Origin of the sequence: Pseudoalteromonas peptidolytica, assembly GCF_012641745.1 — a bacterium.
GTDB lineage: Bacteria > Pseudomonadota > Gammaproteobacteria > Enterobacterales > Alteromonadaceae > Pseudoalteromonas > Pseudoalteromonas peptidolytica.
In genome coordinates, this window is the sequence record NZ_WEHZ01000019.1 from 64,801 (window position 1) to 85,023 (window position 20,223).

20 protein-coding genes and 3 tRNA genes are annotated in these 20,223 nt (G+C 43.8%); 16 read left to right on the forward strand and 7 right to left on the reverse strand.

The genetic code is table 11. The annotated features are described in order from the left end of the window. Positions 1–24: 24 nt before the first annotated feature. The 4 genes from F9Y84_RS13365 to F9Y84_RS13380 all read right to left on the reverse strand — a co-directional run bounded on the left by F9Y84_RS13365 (position 25) and on the right by F9Y84_RS13380 (position 6,399). The gene (locus F9Y84_RS13365) at positions 25–1,119 is read right to left on the reverse strand and encodes an ABC transporter substrate-binding protein (RefSeq protein WP_147390092.1); all 1,095 of its coding nucleotides are present in this window, start codon (positions 1,117–1,119) and stop codon (positions 25–27) included. After that, positions 1,100–3,169 (reverse strand): GNAT family N-acetyltransferase, encoded by a 2,070-nt coding sequence (locus tag F9Y84_RS13370; RefSeq protein WP_147390093.1) that lies wholly within the window; start codon positions 3,167–3,169, stop codon positions 1,100–1,102. Before F9Y84_RS13370 ends, F9Y84_RS13365 begins: the two co-directional genes overlap by 20 nt. Continuing rightward, entirely contained in the window at positions 3,147–5,312 is a 2,166-nt protein-coding gene (gene uvrD, locus F9Y84_RS13375; RefSeq protein ID WP_147390094.1) for a DNA helicase II, read from the reverse strand. The genes F9Y84_RS13370 and uvrD overlap by 23 nt, the downstream gene beginning before the upstream one ends. Positions 5,313–5,451: 139 nt before the next feature. Beyond that, positions 5,452–6,399 (reverse strand): chemotaxis protein CheV, encoded by a 948-nt coding sequence (locus F9Y84_RS13380; RefSeq protein ID WP_128731755.1) that lies wholly within the window; start codon positions 6,397–6,399, stop codon positions 5,452–5,454. 122 nt (positions 6,400–6,521) lie between these two features. On the opposite strand from F9Y84_RS13380, the gene F9Y84_RS13385 reads away from it, so the two are divergent. Together F9Y84_RS13385 and F9Y84_RS22210 are read left to right on the forward strand one after the other, a co-directional pair. Further along, positions 6,522–7,601 (forward strand): potassium channel family protein, encoded by a 1,080-nt coding sequence (locus tag F9Y84_RS13385; protein WP_128731756.1) that lies wholly within the window; start codon positions 6,522–6,524, stop codon positions 7,599–7,601. Further along, on the forward strand, positions 7,580–7,783 hold the full coding sequence (locus F9Y84_RS22210) for a hypothetical protein (RefSeq protein ID WP_225740790.1): 204 nt from the start codon (positions 7,580–7,582) through the stop codon (positions 7,781–7,783). The genes F9Y84_RS13385 and F9Y84_RS22210 overlap by 22 nt, the downstream gene beginning before the upstream one ends. On the opposite strand, the gene F9Y84_RS13395 is transcribed toward F9Y84_RS22210, so the two are convergent. Then, positions 7,780–8,241, reverse strand: a complete 462-nt coding sequence (locus F9Y84_RS13395; RefSeq protein ID WP_147390095.1) for an EVE domain-containing protein — start codon at positions 8,239–8,241, stop codon at positions 7,780–7,782. The genes F9Y84_RS22210 and F9Y84_RS13395 overlap by 4 nt on opposite strands. Before the next feature lie 125 nt (positions 8,242–8,366). On the opposite strand from F9Y84_RS13395, the gene tesB reads away from it, so the two are divergent. From tesB to F9Y84_RS13435, 8 genes are all read left to right on the forward strand, one after another. Further along, positions 8,367–9,224: an acyl-CoA thioesterase II gene (gene tesB, locus F9Y84_RS13400; RefSeq protein WP_128731758.1), complete on the forward strand. Its 858-nt coding sequence runs from the start codon at positions 8,367–8,369 to the stop codon at positions 9,222–9,224. 347 nt (positions 9,225–9,571) lie between these two features. Continuing rightward, positions 9,572–10,240, forward strand: coding sequence for a CsgG/HfaB family protein (locus tag F9Y84_RS13405; RefSeq protein WP_125251367.1), 669 nt, complete (start codon positions 9,572–9,574; stop codon positions 10,238–10,240). 34 nt (positions 10,241–10,274) lie between these two features. Beyond that, positions 10,275–10,619, forward strand: coding sequence for a DUF4810 domain-containing protein (locus tag F9Y84_RS13410; protein WP_147390096.1), 345 nt, complete (start codon positions 10,275–10,277; stop codon positions 10,617–10,619). Position 10,620: 1 nt separating this feature from the next. Then, positions 10,621–11,280, forward strand: coding sequence for a DUF799 domain-containing protein (locus F9Y84_RS13415; RefSeq protein ID WP_147390097.1), 660 nt, complete (start codon positions 10,621–10,623; stop codon positions 11,278–11,280). An 85-nt stretch (positions 11,281–11,365) separates the two neighbouring features. Then, positions 11,366–12,166, forward strand: a complete 801-nt coding sequence (locus F9Y84_RS13420) for a VOC family protein (RefSeq protein ID WP_125251370.1) — start codon at positions 11,366–11,368, stop codon at positions 12,164–12,166. A gap of 132 nt (positions 12,167–12,298) precedes the next feature. Further along, a complete protein-coding gene (locus tag F9Y84_RS13425) occupies positions 12,299–12,964 on the forward strand; it encodes an SDR family oxidoreductase (RefSeq protein ID WP_147390098.1) in 666 nt (221 codons plus the stop codon). A gap of 84 nt (positions 12,965–13,048) precedes the next feature. After that, positions 13,049–13,417, forward strand: a complete 369-nt coding sequence (locus F9Y84_RS13430) for a hypothetical protein (protein WP_125251372.1) — start codon at positions 13,049–13,051, stop codon at positions 13,415–13,417. After that, complete coding sequence (locus F9Y84_RS13435; protein ID WP_147390099.1) at positions 13,418–15,751, forward strand: fatty acid cis/trans isomerase; 2,334 nt, start codon at positions 13,418–13,420, stop codon at positions 15,749–15,751. A gap of 74 nt (positions 15,752–15,825) precedes the next feature. On the opposite strand, the gene F9Y84_RS13440 is transcribed toward F9Y84_RS13435, so the two are convergent. Then, the gene (locus tag F9Y84_RS13440) at positions 15,826–16,452 is read right to left on the reverse strand and encodes a peroxiredoxin-like family protein (RefSeq protein ID WP_147390100.1); all 627 of its coding nucleotides are present in this window, start codon (positions 16,450–16,452) and stop codon (positions 15,826–15,828) included. Positions 16,453–16,565: 113 nt separating this feature from the next. On the opposite strand from F9Y84_RS13440, the gene F9Y84_RS13445 reads away from it, so the two are divergent. Continuing rightward, the gene (locus F9Y84_RS13445) at positions 16,566–17,186 is read left to right on the forward strand and encodes a dUTP diphosphatase (RefSeq protein ID WP_125251375.1); all 621 of its coding nucleotides are present in this window, start codon (positions 16,566–16,568) and stop codon (positions 17,184–17,186) included. Here F9Y84_RS13445 and yrfG read toward each other — a convergent pair. Beyond that, the gene (yrfG, locus tag F9Y84_RS13450) at positions 17,183–17,839 is read right to left on the reverse strand and encodes a GMP/IMP nucleotidase (RefSeq protein ID WP_128730827.1); all 657 of its coding nucleotides are present in this window, start codon (positions 17,837–17,839) and stop codon (positions 17,183–17,185) included. The two genes, F9Y84_RS13445 and yrfG, sit on opposite strands and share 4 nt — an antisense overlap. A gap of 61 nt (positions 17,840–17,900) precedes the next feature. On the opposite strand from yrfG, the gene nudE reads away from it, so the two are divergent. The 5 genes from nudE (at position 17,901) to F9Y84_RS13475 (ending at position 19,856) form a co-directional block, all read left to right on the forward strand. After that, entirely contained in the window at positions 17,901–18,464 is a 564-nt protein-coding gene (gene nudE, locus F9Y84_RS13455) for an ADP compounds hydrolase NudE (protein WP_125251377.1), read from the forward strand. A gap of 1 nt (position 18,465) precedes the next feature. Beyond that, positions 18,466–19,269 carry a 3'(2'),5'-bisphosphate nucleotidase CysQ gene (cysQ, locus tag F9Y84_RS13460; RefSeq protein ID WP_125251378.1) on the forward strand — a complete coding sequence of 268 codons (804 nt, stop codon included), beginning with the start codon at positions 18,466–18,468 and terminating at the stop codon, positions 19,267–19,269. A 134-nt stretch (positions 19,270–19,403) separates the two neighbouring features. Beyond that, positions 19,404–19,480 (forward strand) — tRNA-Met (locus tag F9Y84_RS13465). 162 nt (positions 19,481–19,642) lie between these two features. Continuing rightward, positions 19,643–19,719: transfer RNA gene (locus F9Y84_RS13470), tRNA-Met, on the forward strand. 60 nt (positions 19,720–19,779) lie between these two features. Then, positions 19,780–19,856 (forward strand) — tRNA-Met (locus tag F9Y84_RS13475). Positions 19,857–20,223 lie beyond the last annotated feature (367 nt).

A 20,223-nucleotide genomic window follows, 5' to 3' on the forward strand; every position in this document is an offset into this window, starting at 1 on the left:
ATCTCTCCTAAGGATAGAACATTATTAGAAAAATGAGCGGTAAACTGGCAATTTCTTTTGTCCAGGTTGCAACATAAATACATCACGAATAAGTTGGTTATTTTCTAACTGATCTTGTAACGCATTCAGTAGGCAGGTACTTTGCAGCGGCAACTGACAAGCTTGAATAGCGCTGGTGAGTAAATAGGCGTTGAGAAACCCTTCAAACACCTGTTCATTTAAGGGCAGGTTAGTTTGATTGATGGTCTGTCGGAAGTGATCACACAGTTGTGCTTTGCAAATCACAGGATCAGGGACAACTTCGGTGACGAGTACCTTAGGCTGTCCTTTGAGGCGGGCAAATAGCTCGTTAGAAGAAGCAAAAGAAACCGTTGCATAGTGTGCTTCTAACCCTGAAAATTTTGCTTGATTAATAAACTTGGCTAAAGGCTGATAGGTACCAACCATGGCAAACGCCTCTATTTTATGGCGCTTAGCTCGTTTCAGTGCTTTATCTATATCGTCACTATTACGCCTAAAGCGTGTAATAACAACAGGCCGCATGCCATGTTCTGACAAGGCTTTGGTCAGGCCTTTTTCAACCGTTAAGCCAAATTCATCTGCTTGAATAAGTAAAGCAATACGTTTGAATTTTAGCTCATCTACAAAGTAGTGAATGATATCTTGGGTTTCTTTATTGTAGCTGGCGCGTAGGTTGAACACATCGAAGGTAATAGGGTTTTGTAAAAACTCAGCGCCTGTGTACGGCATCAATAAAGGGATGTGGGAGTGCTCTAGTATGGGCTTAATTGCATAAGAGGTGGGGGTGCCCATTACTCCAAATAACGCATCTACTTTGTGCTCATAAATAAGCTTGCGTGCATTGATGACGGTTTTATGCGGTTCATAACCATCGTCTAAGGCTTCGAGCGTCACAGGCAACGCGTCAGCCGGTTTATGCTGATTATAGTGATCCAAGTGTAACTCTGCACCGGCTTTTAACTGCTGACCAATCTCCTGTGCTGGTCCTGAAAGTGCCGTCGACATTCCCATTTTGACCGCTTGTTTGGCAGATAACGGAAGGCTCGAGCTCAGAATCAGGACTGCCAACAGCAGCAGTTTAATGCCGGAAATATTCATATACTTGCTGTAAGGCCTCTCTTAATTTAATAACTAATGCTTTTTTACCAGAAAGTCCTAGCATTTGCTGTACGACTTGGGTTGCATGCTGCTGTAATACTAGCCGAATAATTAATTCTGAGGAAATATTAGTTAAGCTTTTAACTAATATTGGTTGTAGTGTGACAAGTTGCCATAAAAAGGGGCATATTTGTTGTTCATTAGGTGTACTTTGTGAAAGAAAGTGCAGGTAGCTCAGTTGCTCACTACTTACTTGCTGTGATTGTAGTGTCGCCAAGACCGCTGTGACGGTACTAGTATCAAGGTGTTGATAAGTCGTACGTAACTGGTAGACAAACCCTTGCCTAAATAATGCTTGATAAGAAGCCGATATTGGCTCTTTTCTGGGCTTTAGAGCAATCAAGGCATATTCACCGCTGGCTTTATCTTGTTTAAAACCGATTTTTAAAGGTTGGTATCCTTGCTGATGCCAAAATGTCAGCAACTCGGTGGTGAGGCCAAAACTGGTACCAACTGCGCTGATATGCCTAGGCAACGAGTTCTCAACAGCGCTTAATAGTTGGCTGCCAATCCCGCGACGCTGCATATCTGGGTGTACTGCAATACGGATAATGCGAGCATGATGAGCGCTAACAAAGTGGCGATCGCCGTAGGTGGTGGCGAGCTGTTGTGACATCAGGTGCCCAGCTGGCCTGCGCTTACCATTGATAATATCCTGCGCCAATGGGTCAGGCATTCCGCCTTCTAATACCGCGAGACAAATTGCTACCAACTGATCATCGCAAAAAGCGCCGTACAGGTACAGATCTGGTGCATCTAACAGTTGTCTCAAATCATCAACACTGGTTTGATAATGCGCCAATACTAACAAAGAAAACACCTGTTCAAGCAATGTGTTATTCGTAGCCAATTCGGCTTGTGTAATTGCGCGCATTGAGTACTGATAAGAGGAGGAGGGCGGTTTGATTTTACACTCTAATGCGAATAACCGCCGAATTTGTTGCTCTAATGGATCATTGGACGCATAACGAATAGGTGATGTTAGAGTGAAATCAAGATGTTTTGGGTAGTGGGTGGCAAGGTGGCGTTTAAACCTTAAGGTATAACCGCGGCCATTTCCTTCATAACCTACTAAGGTACTCGAAAATACACAACGAAAGCCAAGCTGCGCAACTTGAATTAAAAAATGCACTGGCAGTGTGGCTGCTTCGTCTATTAACAAAATCGTATTGCTATCCAGAGATGGCGCTTGCTGTAGTAACGCATCTGGTGCTAGATAACTTAGATTGGCGAGTGTTTTGCTATTGTGCTTGACGGGCTGATTGAGTGTATTCGCACGCATCGCAAAACAACTGTGCAAAGCATGGAAATGACGGCTGCAAATAACAAATGGTTGTTCAGGCAGCTTTGCTGCTAGCAACCCTAAAAGCGCACTCTTACCGCGTCCGCGATCGGCACTGAGCAAGATAGGAGTATGGTTATTTATTAGTGCACTAGTGATGCGGGATAATACGTGTTGCTGCGCTTCGATACCGCACGTCGTCGGGCCCGATGGGTGGTAATTTTTGGGCAGTGAGCTTTCGTGTTTTTCGCTAATTTGCCAAGCTGGTTGGCGCTGCCATAGTTGCCGCCATCGGTTTAAAAAGTAGCTGTGTGTTGGCGTATACCCCTCTGAACTCCAGCGCTGAATTGCTGAGTCTATCCAGTGCTCCAGCTCGCTCAACTCAGGAAGTAGTAGCACAAACAAACCGCCCGCTTTTACGGTACCGGCAGCTGCTGCGATTTTGTTGGGGAGAATCCCACTAAAGCCATCGTAAATTAGGTGGTCAAACTCTTGTCCAAGTATTTGATGTAAGTGATCCGGCCATATTGCTTGGCTAAGTAATTGGTTATTACTGAGCACCAAACAGTCACTTGATTGCGTAAGCAGCTGTTCAGATTGTTGATAACACCAAGCTTGGCGACCAGTGACGAGCAACAGCTGCCGATGGCGGGCATCAGCAAGCTGTTTGAGTAAGGTTGGGAGGTTAGAGTGCTTGTAATCTAGCATAGGCTGTCACTAACCACTTGCTACCCACGTCATCAAAATTGACTTGAATACGTGATTGCGCTCCTGCGCCTTCGTAATTCAATACGGTGCCTGCACCAAACTTCGCATGTAGTACACGTTGTCCAAGGTTGAAGCCACTTTCTTCAAAAGTTGCATGGCTGATTGAAGGGCTGAATCTCCCCGTATTTGCAGGGCGAGAGATTTGCGTTTTAATTCGGATCTCTTCCATACAGTCTTCAGGGATTTCTCGGAGGAAACGTGATGGGCTGTGGTGCTTTTCTTGACCATATAAACGCCGACTTTCTGCATGGCTAATGTAAAGCTTATCCATGGCGCGTGTCATACCAACGTAGCAGAGGCGGCGCTCTTCTTCTAGTCGACCGGACTCTTCATTACTTTGCTGTGATGGAAACATGCCTTCCTCCACACCAACCATAAATACTAAGGGGAATTCTAGACCTTTAGCTGAGTGCAGCGTCATCATTTGCACAGCATCTTCGTGCTCGTCTGCTTGGCCTTCACCAGCTTCTAATGAGGTATAGGCTAAGAAGCCCTGTAGCGGTGAAGTGAAGTCTTCATCAATAGGCAGTTCATACTGACCACAGGCGCTGATGAGTTCTTCCAAGTTTTCCACTCGTGCGCGGCCTTTTTCGCCTTTTTCTGCTTGATACATGGCCATCAAACCTGACTGTTCAATCGCTGTCTGTGCTTGCTGCGCAAGTTCCAGTTCAGTGATTTTGTCGTCTAGTTGTTCAATTAAGTCGATAAACTTAGTGACTGCGGTGGCGGCTCGCCCTGCCAAATGTTTTTGCGCCAGCACTGCTTTTGCTGCATCCCAAAGTGACAAGGATTCATGACGTGCACAGTCGCGAATATGACTTAGGGTTTTATCACCAATCCCCCGTGCTGGAGTATTAATAACGCGCTCAAAGGCGGCATCATCGTTACGGTTACTGATAATGCGTAAGTAAGAAAGCGCATCTTTTATTTCTTGGCGTTCGAAAAAGCGCATACCACCGTAGATCCGGTACTTTAGTCCTTCTTGCAGTAGTGCTTCTTCTAATACCCGTGATTGTGCGTTATTTCTATACAGCACCGCGCTGTCGCTCAGCGCATTACCAGCTTGCAGCCATAACTTGATTTTACCCACAACAAATCTTGCTTCATCAAGCTCATTGAAAGCCGCGTAAATTGAAATGGGCTCACCTTGATTACCGTCCGTCCATAGGCTTTTTCCCATACGCTCTGCATTATTTTCAATTAGCGCATTTGATGCTTTTAGAATCGTCGCGGTAGAGCGGTAATTTTGCTCAAGGCGAATGGTCTGTGCGTTAAAGTCATCTAGGAATCGTTTGATGTTTTCAACTTTTGCACCGCGCCAACCATATATACTTTGGTCATCATCGCCTACGATCATGATGTTGTTTTCGCTTCCAGCAAGCAGGCGTAACCATAAGTATTGAATACTGTTGGTATCTTGGAATTCGTCTACCAGCATGTGGCGAAATCGCTGTTGATAATGACGCAATAAAGTCGGTTGTTGCTGTAACAGTTCATAACAGCGGAGTAAGATCTCAGCAAAATCAACCAAGCCGGCTCTGTCGCAAGCATCTTGATAAGCGCTGTAAACTTTTAACATCAGTTGTTCATTGACATCATATGCTTGAATATCTTTTGGCCTTAGCCCTTCATCTTTTCGAGCACTGATATACCAGCTTAACTGTTTAGGTGGCCATTTTTTCTCATCGATATTCATAGCTTTGAGCAAGCGGCGGATCATCCGCTGTTGATCATCGCTGTCTAAGATTTGAAACGACTCAGGCAGTTTTGCTTCACGATGATGGGCGCGTAACATTCGGTGAGCAAGGCCGTGGAAGGTACCAATCCACATACCACCAACAGGAGCACTTATCGTTGCCTCGACGCGCGCACGCATTTCTTTGGCAGCCTTGTTGGTAAAAGTTACCGCGAAAATACTAAACGGCGAGGCATGTTCAACTTGCATAAGCCAAGCAATGCGGTGAACAAGTACTCGTGTTTTACCTGACCCCGCGCCCGCGAGCACTAACATGTTTTGCAGAGGAGCTGCGACTGCATCGCGCTGTTTGTCGTTAAGGCCGTCGAGTAGTTCTGATACGTCCATTGCTTTGCCTATTTGCTCAAATGATGGCAAGTATACCGAGTCACTGGGTTAAATCCCAGCATCTCGCTAAGTAAAGCAAGGCTTAGAAAAGCAACGCTATGATTTATAAGAAAAATAAAACTGTTTTTTTATACAGTGTTTATTTGTTTTCTAACACGTCTTTCAGGCGGCTCTGCACTTCGGTCACTAACAAGTCGGGCTGAAATTTTGACAAGAAGGCATTACATCCAACTTTTTCGACCATAGCATTATTGAAACTGCCGCTCAGTGAGGTATTAAGGATGACGTAAAGATCCTTTAGACGACTATCGTTACGGATCTCATAAGTCAGGCGATACCCGTCCATAACGGGCATCTCGGCATCGGTGATAACTGCTAAGAGTTCTTTTTGTACATCAATGCCTTCATCGGCCCAGTGTTTTAGTACATTCAGCGCCTCTTGGCCATCAGTCGCTGGGATTATCTCGATTCCCAGCTGCGCTAGTGTATCGGCCACTTGTCTGCGTGCAGTAGGAGAGTCATCCGCATGTAAAATCTTGCGACCATGAAATTCATTGATAATGGCTTTATCAAGAATACCTTGTGGGATCTCGACGGTGTACTCAACAATTTCAGCTAACACCTTCTCTACATCAATGATTTCAACAATATGCTCTACACCACTGCGTTGTATTTTAGTCAATGCAGTAAGGTAGTGGTTACGACCAACGGACTTGGGGGTTGGCATAATGTCTGACCAAGTGGTGTTAATTATCTGGTCGACTTTTCCAACTAAAAAGGCCTGAACAGAGCGGTTGTATTCGGTGATGACTAGGTTGCAGTCTTTATCTCGCTCGCATGACGGCATGCAGATAGCTTGGCGCAGATCAATAACCGGGATCGACTCTCCACGGATATTGGTTACACCACATACTTTAGGATGGGCATTAGGTATCTTATTTAGATGAGGGAGTTTAACGACTTCTTTTACTTTAAAGACGTTTAGCGCAAAAAAGTGGCGACTATGAAGATGAAACAATAGTAGTTCAAGGCGATTTTCACCCACCAGTTGCGTGCGTTGATCCACTGAGGCCAATACACCAGCCATGTTAACCCCTCATTACTTCTTGTAACCTTTTCTAAGACTATATCAAAGAAGTCGATATGTCGTGTTGTTTTTTGGGTAAAATCTACAGTATGGTAGCAGTATGTATATGATAGGGAAGTAATATGCCTATATTTTTTAAGCGCTTAGTTGTTTTGATGCGAGCTCATGTCGATAAAGCAAGTTGGCAGCTGCTGTTTATGGCAACGCTTATTCACATGTCGGTGACATGGGGGCTATTATGGCTCAGTAATGAAACGGCGTTATTGCCACTAAGTACATTTTTTTATTATTACGTCGTGACGACCTCGACGGTTGGGTATGGCGACTTTAGTGCAACAACAGACTTTGGGCGTTTGGTTGTGGCTACAATACAGATCCCATTTGGCCTAGCGCTATTTGGTGTGTTGTTAGGGAAAGCTGGACAGTTTGTGACGTTTTGGGTGAGAAGAGGCATGACAGGGGAAAAAGATTTCGCACACTTGCAAAATCATATTGTAATTTTTGGTTGGCATGATGTCAGGACAAAAAAGATGGTGGATTACATTTTAGGTGATAACAAGCGGGAAGAAAGAAAGATAGTACTGGCAGTTACTGACATGATGGAACATCCATTATTAAGTTATCCAGATGTCGCTTTTGCCAGATTAACAAGTTTTACTGATGACGAGCAATTAACCCGTATTAATATTGAGCGTGCCGACAAAGTCATTATTGACGGTGACGACGATAATCAAACTTTTACCACTGCTTTAAAACTGAGCCGAGTTGTAAAACCAGAAGCACATATCACAGCCCACTTTTTAGACGATAGTAAGGCACTGTTATTAAGAGAGCATTGTTCCAACGTTGAATGTTCAGCGTCGATGTCTGCTGAAATTTTGGTGCGTGCCATGCAAGACCCTGGGTCAAGTAGAGTACAGGAAGAGTTATTATCAACACTACATGGTGACACACAATTTAGCTTGACCATTCCCGTTGAGGTCGGCAGCTTAACCTTTGAGGATATTTTTGGTTACTTCAAGCAGCATCATGACGCGACCTTATTGGGCGTTGCGCATGATCTCAATGGCTTAAATATGGACCTTAATCCGCCTTTGGATTACCGCATTAGTGGAGGTGATATTTTACATTATATCGCGCCACAGCGTGTATTGGCATCAGAGGTGAATTGGCCAGGGTTATGTTCGAAACCCCGCTGTTAATCTTCGGTGCTGTGTGTGCTTATTTGCTTCCTGTCACTTTGGTTGCAGGAAGTAAACGCACGAAAGGTCATGAGAAAAATGGGTGGCTAATCGGAATATTATTGTTTTCATGGGTCGCCTTGCTGCTTTATATCAGTATTGTCCCTAAACATGGGTGGAATAAAAATAGGAGCAAGCGTTAGCTCGCTCCTGACATGGCTAATATGGCGTGCCATTCAGCATCCACAACTGGCATGACAGATAGCCGACCTGCTTTTTTTAGCGCAATTTCCGTTAATGCTGGATTTGCCTTGATGGCTTGAAGTGTGACAGGGCGCAAATGCCTCTCATAAGCTAAAGTGACCCCGACCCAGCGCGGGTTATCTGTAGAGGACTTTGGGTCGTAGTAGTCACTGTTGAGATCAAACTGATGAGGATCTGGAGTTGCTGCCTTTATCACTCGGGCTATACCAACTACCGCGGGTACTTTGCAACTGGAATGATAAATAAACACCAAATCGCCTACCTTCACTTCATCACGCAAAAAATTACGAGCCTGATAGTTGCGGATCCCTTCCCAAAAAGTCCGCTGTTCAGGTGCATTTTTGAGATCATCAATTGAGAAAGCATCAGGTTCCGTTTTAAACAGCCAATAAGTCATATGGGTTAGTCCAATAGGTTGAGTTATGATGTATTATACTCATTTGAGCAATGTATTTGGATTGGTCAAGGTATTACGTCATTATATCTACTATTGCCAGTTCTACTAGACGTTCGGAGCGCAGCATGAGTCAAGTATTACAAAACCTATTGGATCTTCTTAGCCTCGAGGAGATCGAGCAAGGCATCTACCGTGGGCAGAGTCAAGATCTGGGCTTTCCGCAAGTATTTGGTGGTCAAGTGATGGGACAGGCATTGTCTGCGGCGAAATATACCTTGCCTGAAGGTCGGTATGTTAATTCACTCCATTCGTACTTCTTACGTCCAGGAGATGCGAGTAAGCCGATTGTTTATGATGTTGAGAATATTCGTGATGGGCGCAGTTTTAGCACACGCAGAGTTAGCGCTATTCAGTATGGCAAGCCGATTTTTTACATGACTGCGTCATTTCAAGGGGATGAGCCAGGCTTGTCTCATCAGTCCTTAATGCCAGATGTACCAGAGCCGGAGAGTTTAAAGTCATCGCTTCATTTTTATCAGGAACATACAGACTTAATTCCAGAAACGTTGCGCGCCAAATTTACGCAAGAAATGCCCTTGGATATGCGCCCAGTTAACTTCCAAAATCCTTTTCAGCCTAAAAAGCAATCACCGGTTAGGAACGTCTGGTTTAAAGCCAATGGTGAGATGCCCGACGACCGTCGAATACACAACTATTTATTGGCGTATGCGTCAGACTTTGAATTTTTGCCAACTGCATTGCAACCACACGGGCTGTCGTTTATGCAGCCGAATATGCAGGTTGCAACCATTGATCATGCGATGTGGTTTCATCGTCCATTTAGAATGGATGAGTGGATTTTGTATAGTGTGGATAGTCCGAGTGCTTCTAATGGCCGTGGTCTTGTCAGAGGGCAGTTTTTTAATCGTCAAGGTGAACTTGTGGCCTCTACTATCCAAGAAGGGGTTATGCGCCAACGTTGATTTGTAGAAAAGTGTAAATTGGCTTCAATATCATACCTTTTTTGTTTAGTGCCGCTAATGGCACTAAGCACCACTCTCCTCTTTCTTCTTTAACACCTTGTATATAAATAACTATTTTCTATAAACCTAGCTAGGTTTAATGCGTTTTGCTGCAAAAGGCAAACAGGTGGCACAAGGCTATACTTAGTAAGCCTTGTTACGACTTCACCAAATGTAGTGTGAGGTACATCTTTGACAAACAAAAATTAACATCAAAGCGCATCAAGTTTGATTACATTAGTTAGCAACAAGGCACAGATTATTCTGGGCTGTTTTTACAAGGCCTGAACCTCATTAGGAGATAAACAATGAACAAACAACTCGTGACTGTATTTGCGCTAACTTTTATTGGACTGACTGCGGGTTGCGCAACGGAAGCATCAAGAACACTCGAGAGCCCAAAAGTGGCAACATACAACCAAGCTTACAATGGCCCGAAGAGCCAGTTAGCGGTTGGTAAGTTACAAAATCGCTCCGCTTATCTCAACGGTGTTTTTAATTCTGGCGCCGATCGTCTTGGCTCTCAGGCTAAAACGATTCTTACTACGCACCTGCAACAAAGTAATCGATTTGTCGTGCTAGATAGAGAAAATATGAGTGAAATTTCTCAAGAAGCGGGCTTTTCAGGGGCAAAACAAAAGATCAAAGGCGCTAATTTTGTGGTGACTGGTGATGTATCTGAATTTGGTAGAAAAGAAGTTGGTGATAAACAATTATTCGGCATTTTGGGTAAAGGTAAATCGCAAGTTGCGTACGCCAAAGTCAACTTGAATATTGTTGATGTTAACAGTTCGGAAGTTGTGTACTCGGTACAAGGTGCTGGTGAATATAGTTTATCTAATCGTGAAGTAATAGGGTTTGGTGGTACTGCCAGTTATGACTCAACGTTAAACGGTAAAGTATTGGATTTGGCCATTCGTGAAGCGGTTAACAACTTAGTAAATGGTATTGAACAGGGCGATTGGCAGCCTTTATAAACCCATTTAGCGCAATCTAATATTCAGGTAAATTATGAAAAAAACGATATTTTTGGTGGTGTTGCTATTGGTATTGTCAGGGTGTCAAAGTACAACACCGCAATATTATTACGGCTCTTATGAGCGCAATGTCTACGCGTTTTTTCGTGGCGATATGGCGGCACTGAATGAACAAATCGCCGAATTAGAGTCTGATATAGCACGTGCTGAAGCTAACCAATTGAGTCCGGCGCCGGGAATGTATGCTCACCTTGGATATTTGCATTTACTTCAAGGTGATCAAACAAAGGGATTTAGTTATTTTGAGCAAGAGAAGCAGCTGTTTCCTGAGTCTCAGCACTATATTAACTTTCTCATGGTCAATGCACAGGGAGAATAATATGAAATGGTTCAGGTGCGCGTTGGTATTCGTTACGTTGACTTTGCTAAATGGCTGTAAAACGTCACCAAGTCAAGACTATAGCGCTTTTATTCAAAGTGATCCTAAATCCATCTTGGTATTACCGCCAATCAATAACTCAAATGAAGTTATTGCACCTTACAGTGTGATGGCAACCGTAATACAGCCTCTGGCTGATTCGGGGTACTATGTGTTTCCAGTATCGTTAGTGCAAGAGACATTTAAAAGTAATGGCCTTGCAATTGCACACGACGTTCATAATGTAGCGCCTAGCAAGCTACACGAGATATTCGCCGCAGATGCTGCTTTGTATATTGAAGTTCAAGATTATGGAACTTCTTATATTGTGATCGATAGCGACACTAAGGTTGCATTATCTGCAAAGTTAGTCGATCTACAAACTGGTCAAGTGATCTGGCAGGGACACGCTCAAGCTGCTAGTAGTGAAGATCGCGATGATAATGATAACAGTCTAGCAGGCGCTTTAATTGGTGCAGTGCTGAATCAAGTGATTGAAAGTACCTTCGATATGGGCTTCGAAGTATCACAAGAGGCATCTCAGCGCTTGCTATCTGCAGGGTCAACAAATGGTTTGCTGTATGGCCCTCGTTCGCCCAAGTACGGTCAATTAAAGGAATAACCCTTGGTTATCTGACTTAGCAGCACTTCATTATTACCAGAACACTGCTATATTCACTTGACTAGGTTTCATTGGAGAAATGGTGATGTCAGTTGTCAGCGAATTTAGACCCGGTTACTTTTGTTGGATTGAGTTGTGCTCAAGTGACTGGAAATCAGCAAAACCCTTTTATAGTCAGTTATTCGATTGGCAGATTCTAGATCAGCCGATAGGTGAAGATTGTTATTACACTATGCTGCAAAAAGGCGCCGATGATATAGCTGCGATGTATCAGATGACAGCTGAGCAGCAGAAAAACGGCGCAGTGAGTCATTGGCTTGCTTATGTTGCAGTAACCCATGTCGATAACAGTGTGGCTCGTGCTGTGGAATTAGGTGCAAAAGTGTTGGCAGGGCCCCATGATGTAGCAGGTGCTGGGCGCATGGTAATGTTGCAAGAGCCTGGGGGTGCCATTTTTGCATTATGGCAAGAAGGTGGGCATATCGGCACACAACGTCAGCTAGAAGCTAATACCCCTTATTGGTTTGAACTAGTGAGTAAAAATAGTCAGAAAAGTCGCGATTTTTATACTTCGTTATTTGATTGGCAAGTTGAAACCAAAGATATGGGGGAGATGGAATATACGCTATTTAAAGTCGATGACCACCCGGTTGCAGGGATGATAGAAATGACTGCAGAGTGGGGGGAGGATATTCCGCCACATTGGATGGTATACCTTGCTGTATTAGATTGTGACAGTAAAGCAGCGCACGCGCAAAAGCTAGGTGGTGAAATATGTGTGCCACCAACAGATGTGCCTGAAGTTGGGCGGTTTTGTGTCATTACAGATCCACAAGGGGCGGTTTTTTCTATGCTTGAGTCTGCAACGGATGATATTTGCGCATAAAATCTGACTTTTCACCCTAGTATGACTATTGTATCGATTTTTCGTGACTTATAAATTCAGGCTCGATTGATCGTGAGTTTGGTACACTCACACCAATAGTAATACTTTGAGCAATAAAATGAGGAGAAGGATATGGCATTGCATGTTTTGGTGACAGGTGCAAATCGTGGGATTGGATTAGAGTTTTGTAAGCAATATCAAGCTTTAGGCTGTGAGGTAACGGCTGTTGTTCGTAACACTTCAGAAGAGCTAGAAGCATTAGGTATCAACATAATAGAAAATATTGATGTTGCTACAGAAAATGGCGTTAAAAAGCTGCTGGCGGCACTGGGCACAAAACAAGTAGATGTGCTGGTGAACAACGCTGGGGTGTTCCACAATGAAACGCTCGCAGATATGGATTTTAAAACTCTTGAGCAACAGTTTCATGTCAATGTGATGGGGCCAATTCGGGTTACTCATGCGCTCTTAAAGAACTTCAGTGCAGGCAGTAAAGTTGCGATGATAACCAGCCGAATGGGTTCCATTGCTGATAATGGTTCTGGTGGATATATTGGTTATCGTATGTCAAAAGCGGCACTCAATGCTGCGAGCGTGAGCATGGCTCATGAACTAAAAAATCAGGTAATTTCGGTTGGACTGTTCCATCCGGGGTTTGTGCAAACGCAAATGGTTGGGTTTGCTGGAGATATTACCCCTGATGTCGCCGCTGAGCGTTTAATTAAAAGAATTGAACACTTGAACATCGAAAATAGTGGAGGCTTTTGGCACTCTAACGGTGAAACCTTACCTTGGTAAATGGGGCGCTTTGTTGCGCTCTTTTTCAGCTATCAGCCATCTAGCTGTGCTAATATAAAGTAAATACTCAGATGGTAACCTTTGATGGAATTACAACAAGATACCCCCTTGTCACTACCGCTTTTTTTGTTAGATGACAATATTGAAAATCGTGACGTTAATGTTCCAGACGCCGAAGTGTCTGTGATCTTGAGTGAGAACTTACTTGCTCACTTATGTCAGAATCCTAAAGAAGATGAAAATATCAGCTTGCATATTGATGACTATGAGCTTCTTAATATCAGTGCGAATGTCACTGCGTTGCTAGAAGCAGGCCATCAACTGCAACTGTTGCTTAACCGAGGTCCCGTACTTAGCGCTGTATTGAGCACCGAAGGTGAGGCATTATTTGTTTCTCCTCCGATGGAAATGTTACCTACATTTGACCTAGGCTTAGATGACGAGGACGAGTAAATGTCTAAACGTGTATTGTTTTGTGCGGTGATGCTCACTGTGTTATCGGGTTGTGTGGCGCTCGGCGTTTCCAAGTACGACGACATGTTTGGCCCTGAGCAGCCGCAAGCACGGATTGAGCAGCACCATCAAAGCGGTACACGTTATTTGCACACGGTGAAGCCTATTTTAGAGTCCCGCTGTGTGGTGTGTCATGGTTGTTATGATGCGCCTTGCCAGCTTAAGCTATCCTCCCCCGAAGGGATCGATAGAGGGCTTTCGAAGGAGCTTGTATACGATGGCACACGGCTGCTAGCACGAACGCCAACACGCTTGTTATTTGATGCACAAACTACAACACAATGGCGTGAACGAGGCTTCACAGCAGTACTGAATGAGCGCCAACAGTCTGACTATAGCAACCTTGCAGGTAGTGTGCTCTACAACAGTTTGCTGCTCAAAATGTCTCACCCCTTCCCGAAGCAAGGTATATTGGGTAAAGAGTTTGACTTTTCTCTTGATAGGGAGCAATCCTGTCCAACCATGGATGAGTTCTCTGCACTGGCGAAGCAACAGCCACATGCCGGTATGCCTTACGGGCTACCCGCTCTGAGCCATGATGAGTTTAAAACACTTGAACAGTGGCTAAAAAATGGCAGCAAAATGCAGCAAATAGCCGAACCAAGCGATGTTGATCAAAAAGAAGTGGCAAAATGGGAGCAATTTTTAAATCAAGATACCAATAAGCATCGCTTAGCAGCACGCTATATTTTTGAGCATTGGTATCTTGCCCACATCTATTTTCCAAAAAGTGATGATGGTTCATTTTTTCAATTGGTGCGCTCCAGCACTCCCCCTGGGCAACCGATTGCGTTAGTGAAGGCAGTGAGACCGTTTGATGATCCAAAAATAGATAGAGTCTATTATCGTTTGATGCAAGTCCGCAGCACCATTTTGTCAAAAACACACATGTCATTAGCGCTCGATGACGCTAAGCTAGCTCGTTTACACCAGCAGTTTTATGCTGCTGATTATCAAGTACAAACACTGCCTGGCTATGAACCCGAGCTTGCAGCAAACCCATTCAAAGTATTCAAAGACATTCCAGTTAAATCCCGTTATCAGTTCATGCTAGATGAAGCTGAGCTTATTGTTAAAGGGTTTATCAAAGGGCCTGTTTGCCGTGGTCAAATCGCACTGAATGTTATTAATGATCACTTTTGGGTGGCATTTGTTGACCCTGAAAAAAACAGCAATGAAGCCGTTAATCAACTGCTGTTAAAACACGACGAGGATTTGGTCTTGCCTGCGGCGGAGCAAAGTAATGCGCTGCCACTTTCTAGTTGGGCAAAATATGCAAGTAAGCAACAAGACTATTTACGTGCCAAAACAGCACTTGCGGAAACGATGTTTGCTGATGGCCAGCGCCTCAATATGGACTTAATCTGGCGCGGTGAAGGAGAAAACCCTAATGCTGCGCTAACCATCTTCCGTCATTTTGACAGTGCGACAGTTGTGAAAGGATTTATCGGTCAACCACCTAAAACTACTTGGGTACTCGATTATGCTCTGTTTGAGCGCATTCACTATTTGCTGGTGGCGGGTTTTGATGTGTATGGCAACATTGGCCATCAGCTGATAACTCGCTTATATATGGACTTCTTAAGGCTAGAGGGGGAACAAAACTTTTTAAACTTGTTGCCGCTTAGCCACCGTCAAGAAATTAAGCGTCACTGGTATCGCAAATCACATTTGAGTTTAAGCGAGTTTATTAACCGCAAGTCTCTGATAGGTGCGCCAACGGGCATAAAATACAAAACTGACGACCCCAAGCAAGAACTATATCAGCAATTGCATACGGTGCTCGAACCTGTTCTTAATAAGGATTACGACTACCGTGTTGTCGGAAAACCTCTACAAGCACTAAACAGTATGCCCGTGGAAGCAATTAATCTGTTACCTCAGGTTTCGTTTATCATTACTAAGCAAAGTGACGGTTCACATCAAGCGTTCTCATTATTACACCACAATGCGCACTTCAATATTTCAAGCTTACTCAATGAAGAGGGCCAAAGAGCATATGCTGAAGACACGGCGACAATAGTCCCAGGTTTTATTGGCGATTACCCTGAAGCAATTTGGTACTTAGAAAACAAAGCAGCGAAAGAGGACTTTGTATCATTATTTAGTCAAATGACGAGTGAACCTGACTACCTTGCGCTACGAGCGCAATATGGTATTCGTAGAACTCACCCCGAATTTTGGCGCTATAGCGACTTAATCCACAAAATTGCCGAGCAAACACGTGGTGTTGAATATGGGTTATTTGATTACAACCGTTTAGAGAATCGCTAAAAAATGGAGTCCTAGACTCCATTTTTTATAGTTACCTGAGGTTGAGAGGTTGAGAGGTTGAGAGGTTGAGAGGTTTAGAGCTGGCTTGCGGCTTTTACTGCGGCCAGTAATACGCTTTCGTCCAATCGTACTTTGTAATTAGGGTTTGCATATTGGAACTGAATTAAGCCTTTTTTATCAATTACAAATACCGCTGGTACTGGTAAAGCAACTTTGTCTTTGCCGTCTAAATCGACAAAATTTACGCCAAGCTTATTACGGTATGCAAGTGCAGTATTGTCATCTAAAAAATAAGCAAGCCCAAGTGCTTGGCTCATCTGCATCTCATTATCAGACAACAGTTGGTAATGGGGTGACGCTACGGTGCTTTTTGCTAGCGCCTCAGGTGAGTCCGGGGAAATGGCAATGATTTGGGCGCCCATCTTGATCAACTGCGACTCAATTTTCTGGATCCCTGCAAGCTGTCTTGAGCAATATGGGCACCAGCCGCCACGATAGACCACAAGTACACTGATTTTTTCCCTGTAACGTGCTGATAAATCTATCGTGTTGCCAGATTTATCTTTAAGGTGCAGTGCTGGAGCATTGATGCCAGGCAGAAGTGGACTGACTTTTTCAGGGGCTGCTGCAATATTGGTGACCTCAGCAGCGCTAAGAAAAGCTGAAAAAGCCAAGGTGAAAAAGAAAATAAGTTGACGCATAAAAGTTCCTGAGGTTTGCAATTGAATTCGACTCAGAAGACCTAAGTTATGGCGAAAATCTTTCACTACGGTATGATATCGTCCGTAATTGATTTCCATGAAGAGAGAGCACAATGTCAGCTAACATCACTAAGCTTGTGGTAATGCTAGAAATGCAACATGCCATGAATACCAAAGTACACCAACAGTGGTTTGAACAAGGGTTTGAATGGTACCGTGCAATTTGGGTTGAGTGTGCAGAAATGCTAGATCATTACGGCTGGAAATGGTGGAAGAAACAAACGCCAGATACAGAACAAGTAATTTTAGAGTTGGTTGATATTTTTCACTTTGGCTTGTCTTTGCGTATTGATGGTGAAACTGCATTTGAGCAACTTGCATCGCAGCTAGAGCAAGAGCTGGCAAAGCCAATTAAGGCGGGAGACTTCAAGGAGACACTTGAGCTACTAGCAAGTGCCGCAGTAACAAAGCGTGAGTTTGATGCGCACGCGTTTGCCGGTTGTATGCAGCAAATTGGGATGTCTATTGATGACCTATACCGCGGATATGTCGGCAAAAACACCCTTAACTTCTTCCGCCAAGACCATGGTTATAAAGATGGTTCATATATTAAAGTATGGAATGGCAAAGAAGATAACGAGCACTTAGTTGAAGTAGTAAAAAGCCTAGACACCGCACATCCAGACTTTAAAACACAAGTGTATGATGGCTTAAAAGCCCGTTACCCTGCTTAATAGATAGGTAGCAAAGTGCGATAGTCAGAGACTGAGAGGTATTCTTTGATCTCTCGATCTGGTTGCTGACTATCTGGATTGGCCACCGCGAGTAAGTGGCCAATGCCAAACTTTTTAGCGGCATTTAGCACGCTAATGCTATCGTCGACAAATAAAGTTCGAGACTTATCAAAGCCCAAGTCTTGCTCTACTTGATGCCATAACTCCTGACTTTCTTTACTTACACCGTACTCATGGGTGGACACTAACTTGTCTAGGTATTGATCAAACTGAGTGCGTTCAATCTTGAGACTTAAACTATTTGGGTGTGCGTTGGTTAACAAAATAAGCTGTTTGCCACTTTTTCTTAGTGCGTCTAAGAATTCAGGTACATCATCACGAACGGATATTAAATGTTGCACTTCACGTTTGAGTTCCATGATGGGGAGTTGGAGCTGCTCTTGCCAATAATCTAGACAATACCACTCAATTTGACCCATCACGGCTTCATAGCGTGCAAGAATATCAGCTCTGGCAGCCTCTAACGTGAGTCCTTGACGTTTGGCATGTGCTTTAGGCACAACGTCGAGAAAAAAATGATTATCAAAATGGAGGTCCAGCAATGTGCCATCCATATCTAACAACACGGTATCGATATTTGACCAATTTAGCATAGGCATTTAACTTCAAAGGCTTTATGATTAGATTATTGGTCATGATAGCAAATAATAATTTATGTCACACAAAAAGCACCCAACACCACCTGAAATTTTAGCATGCGATGTCGTTGCAAAAAGTAAACTATTTACAGTAGAAGCCCTTTCTTTATCATTTTCTAATGGTGAGCAGCGCGAATATGAAAGAGTTCGTGGTGGTGGCCGAGGTGCGGTAATGATAGTGCCAATAACAGCTGAGAATGAGCTATTATTAGTAAGAGAGTATTGTGCAGGAACACACGACTATCAGTTAGGTTTTCCCAAAGGTTTGATTGACCCTGGTGAAACTCCCATTGAGGCTGGAAACCGGGAACTAAAAGAAGAGGTTGGCTTTGGCGCAAATGCTTTTTCTGATCTCAAAGTCGTTTCTCTAGCTCCAAGCTACTTCAATGCTAAGATGCACATCCTGGTCGCCAGTGAGCTATATCCAGAACAGTTGGAAGGTGATGAACCTGAGCCTTTGGTAGTTGTGAAGTGGCCATTGGACAAGTTGGGGGAGTTGCTACATCAAGAGGACTTTACTGAAGCAAGAAGTGTTGCTGCACTATTGTTACTGAAAGCACACTTGAACTTGGAGGCGTAAATTGCAGTCGTTTTTAGAGCCTTGTATTACGCTAGCACAACGTGCTGGTGAAGCTATTATGTCAATTTATCAGGCAGATGATATTGGTAAAAAAGAGAAGTCGGATCACACTCCGGTTACCGCCGCAGACCTTGCTTCCAATGAAGTGCTCATGGCGGGGCTTGCTAAAATTGCGCCTGATATTCCAGTCATGTCAGAAGAAACCCCCATTCCTCCTCTACACGAACGTCAACACTGGCAGCGATATTGGTTACTCGACCCCATGGATGGAACTGGGGAATTTATTCTTGAAAGTGGAGACTTTGCGGTCAATATCGCTTTGATTGAGGATAACCATCCCGTGTTAGGTGTTATTTATTGGCCGTCACAAGGAGTGACCTATTATGCTAGCAAAGACAATGGAGCTTTTAAGCGTAAAGATGGTGGTGATAGCGAGCGTATTTTCGTTTCACCTAGAGAAACCCTTACTCTCGCGGTTAGTCGTAGGCAAAAGCTCGAAGCCGTAAGCCAGTATTTAAATAGCCAGTTTGATACGGTCGCGCTGGGTTCGTGTTCGTTAAAAGCCTGCATTATTGCAGAAGGTAAGGCTGATTGCTTTTTGCGTGTCGGGCCTACTGGTGAATGGGACACGGGTGCATCACAGGTGATTATTGAAGAAGCGGGAGGGTGCATTACTGACTCTGAGTTCAATCCGCTTACATATAACCAGCGAGAAACGACAGAAAACCCAGATTTTATCGTGATGGGGCATCCTGATTGGCAATGGCAAAAATTGATCAGTCCGCATAATAGGATCGTAGACTAGTTAGGTGTCGGCGCCATGTTTGTAGGAATTTTGCGCACTTAAAAGCTTTTATACGCTAAATCCCTTGCAATAAAATTTTAATCCATTATTATAGCGGCCTCTTCAAAAGGAAGTCCTTTTAAAGAATATACAGGCGCGGGATGGAGCAGCCTGGTAGCTCGTCGGGCTCATAACCCGAAGGTCGTCGGTTCAAATCCGGCTCCCGCAACCAATATTTTTTGGCTGTATTAGTCTCTTGTACAAAGACTTAAAAATAAGTACAAATTCAGGCGCAAGATAGAGCAGAATGATAAATCATTCGTCGGACTCGCTAAACCTGAAAGAGCCGAAGGTCGTCGGTATCCGACGATAATAAGTTCTAAAAATATACAGGCGCGGGATGGAGCAGCCTGGTAGCTCGTCGGGCTCATAACCCGAAGGTCGTCGGTTCAAATCCGGCTCCCGCAACCAATATTTCTTGGCTGTATTAGTCTCTTGTACAAAGACTTAAAAAATAAGTACAAATTCAGGCGCGGGATGGAGCAGCCTGGTAGCTCGTCGGGCTCATAACCCGAAGGTCGTCGGTTCAAATCCGGCTCCCGCAACCAATACTTTAGAATCTAATCGTTCAAGATTATGTTCTAAACATATGCAGTTCATATCCAATAAAACCTCCAACTTACTCTCAATCAAATACAAGATATCCTCTGTAATTTTGCTTGGTTATTTTTTGAGAAATCGATACTCATGAACATCATCCTGTCTTTTACCAATTACCTTAATCATCCGAAGCTCAGGTTATTTAGTTTTTCTAAATAAGAAATCTTTAACGCAGTTAGCATCAGATTTACTCCTTCAAATTGAGCAAGTACTAAGGTTAATTTGGTATTAGTAATACTTCTCTTATCTTGCCACTAGAAAATGAATTATTTGTCTATAAATCTCCATATAGTCTAGGCTTTAACTATCTGTTTT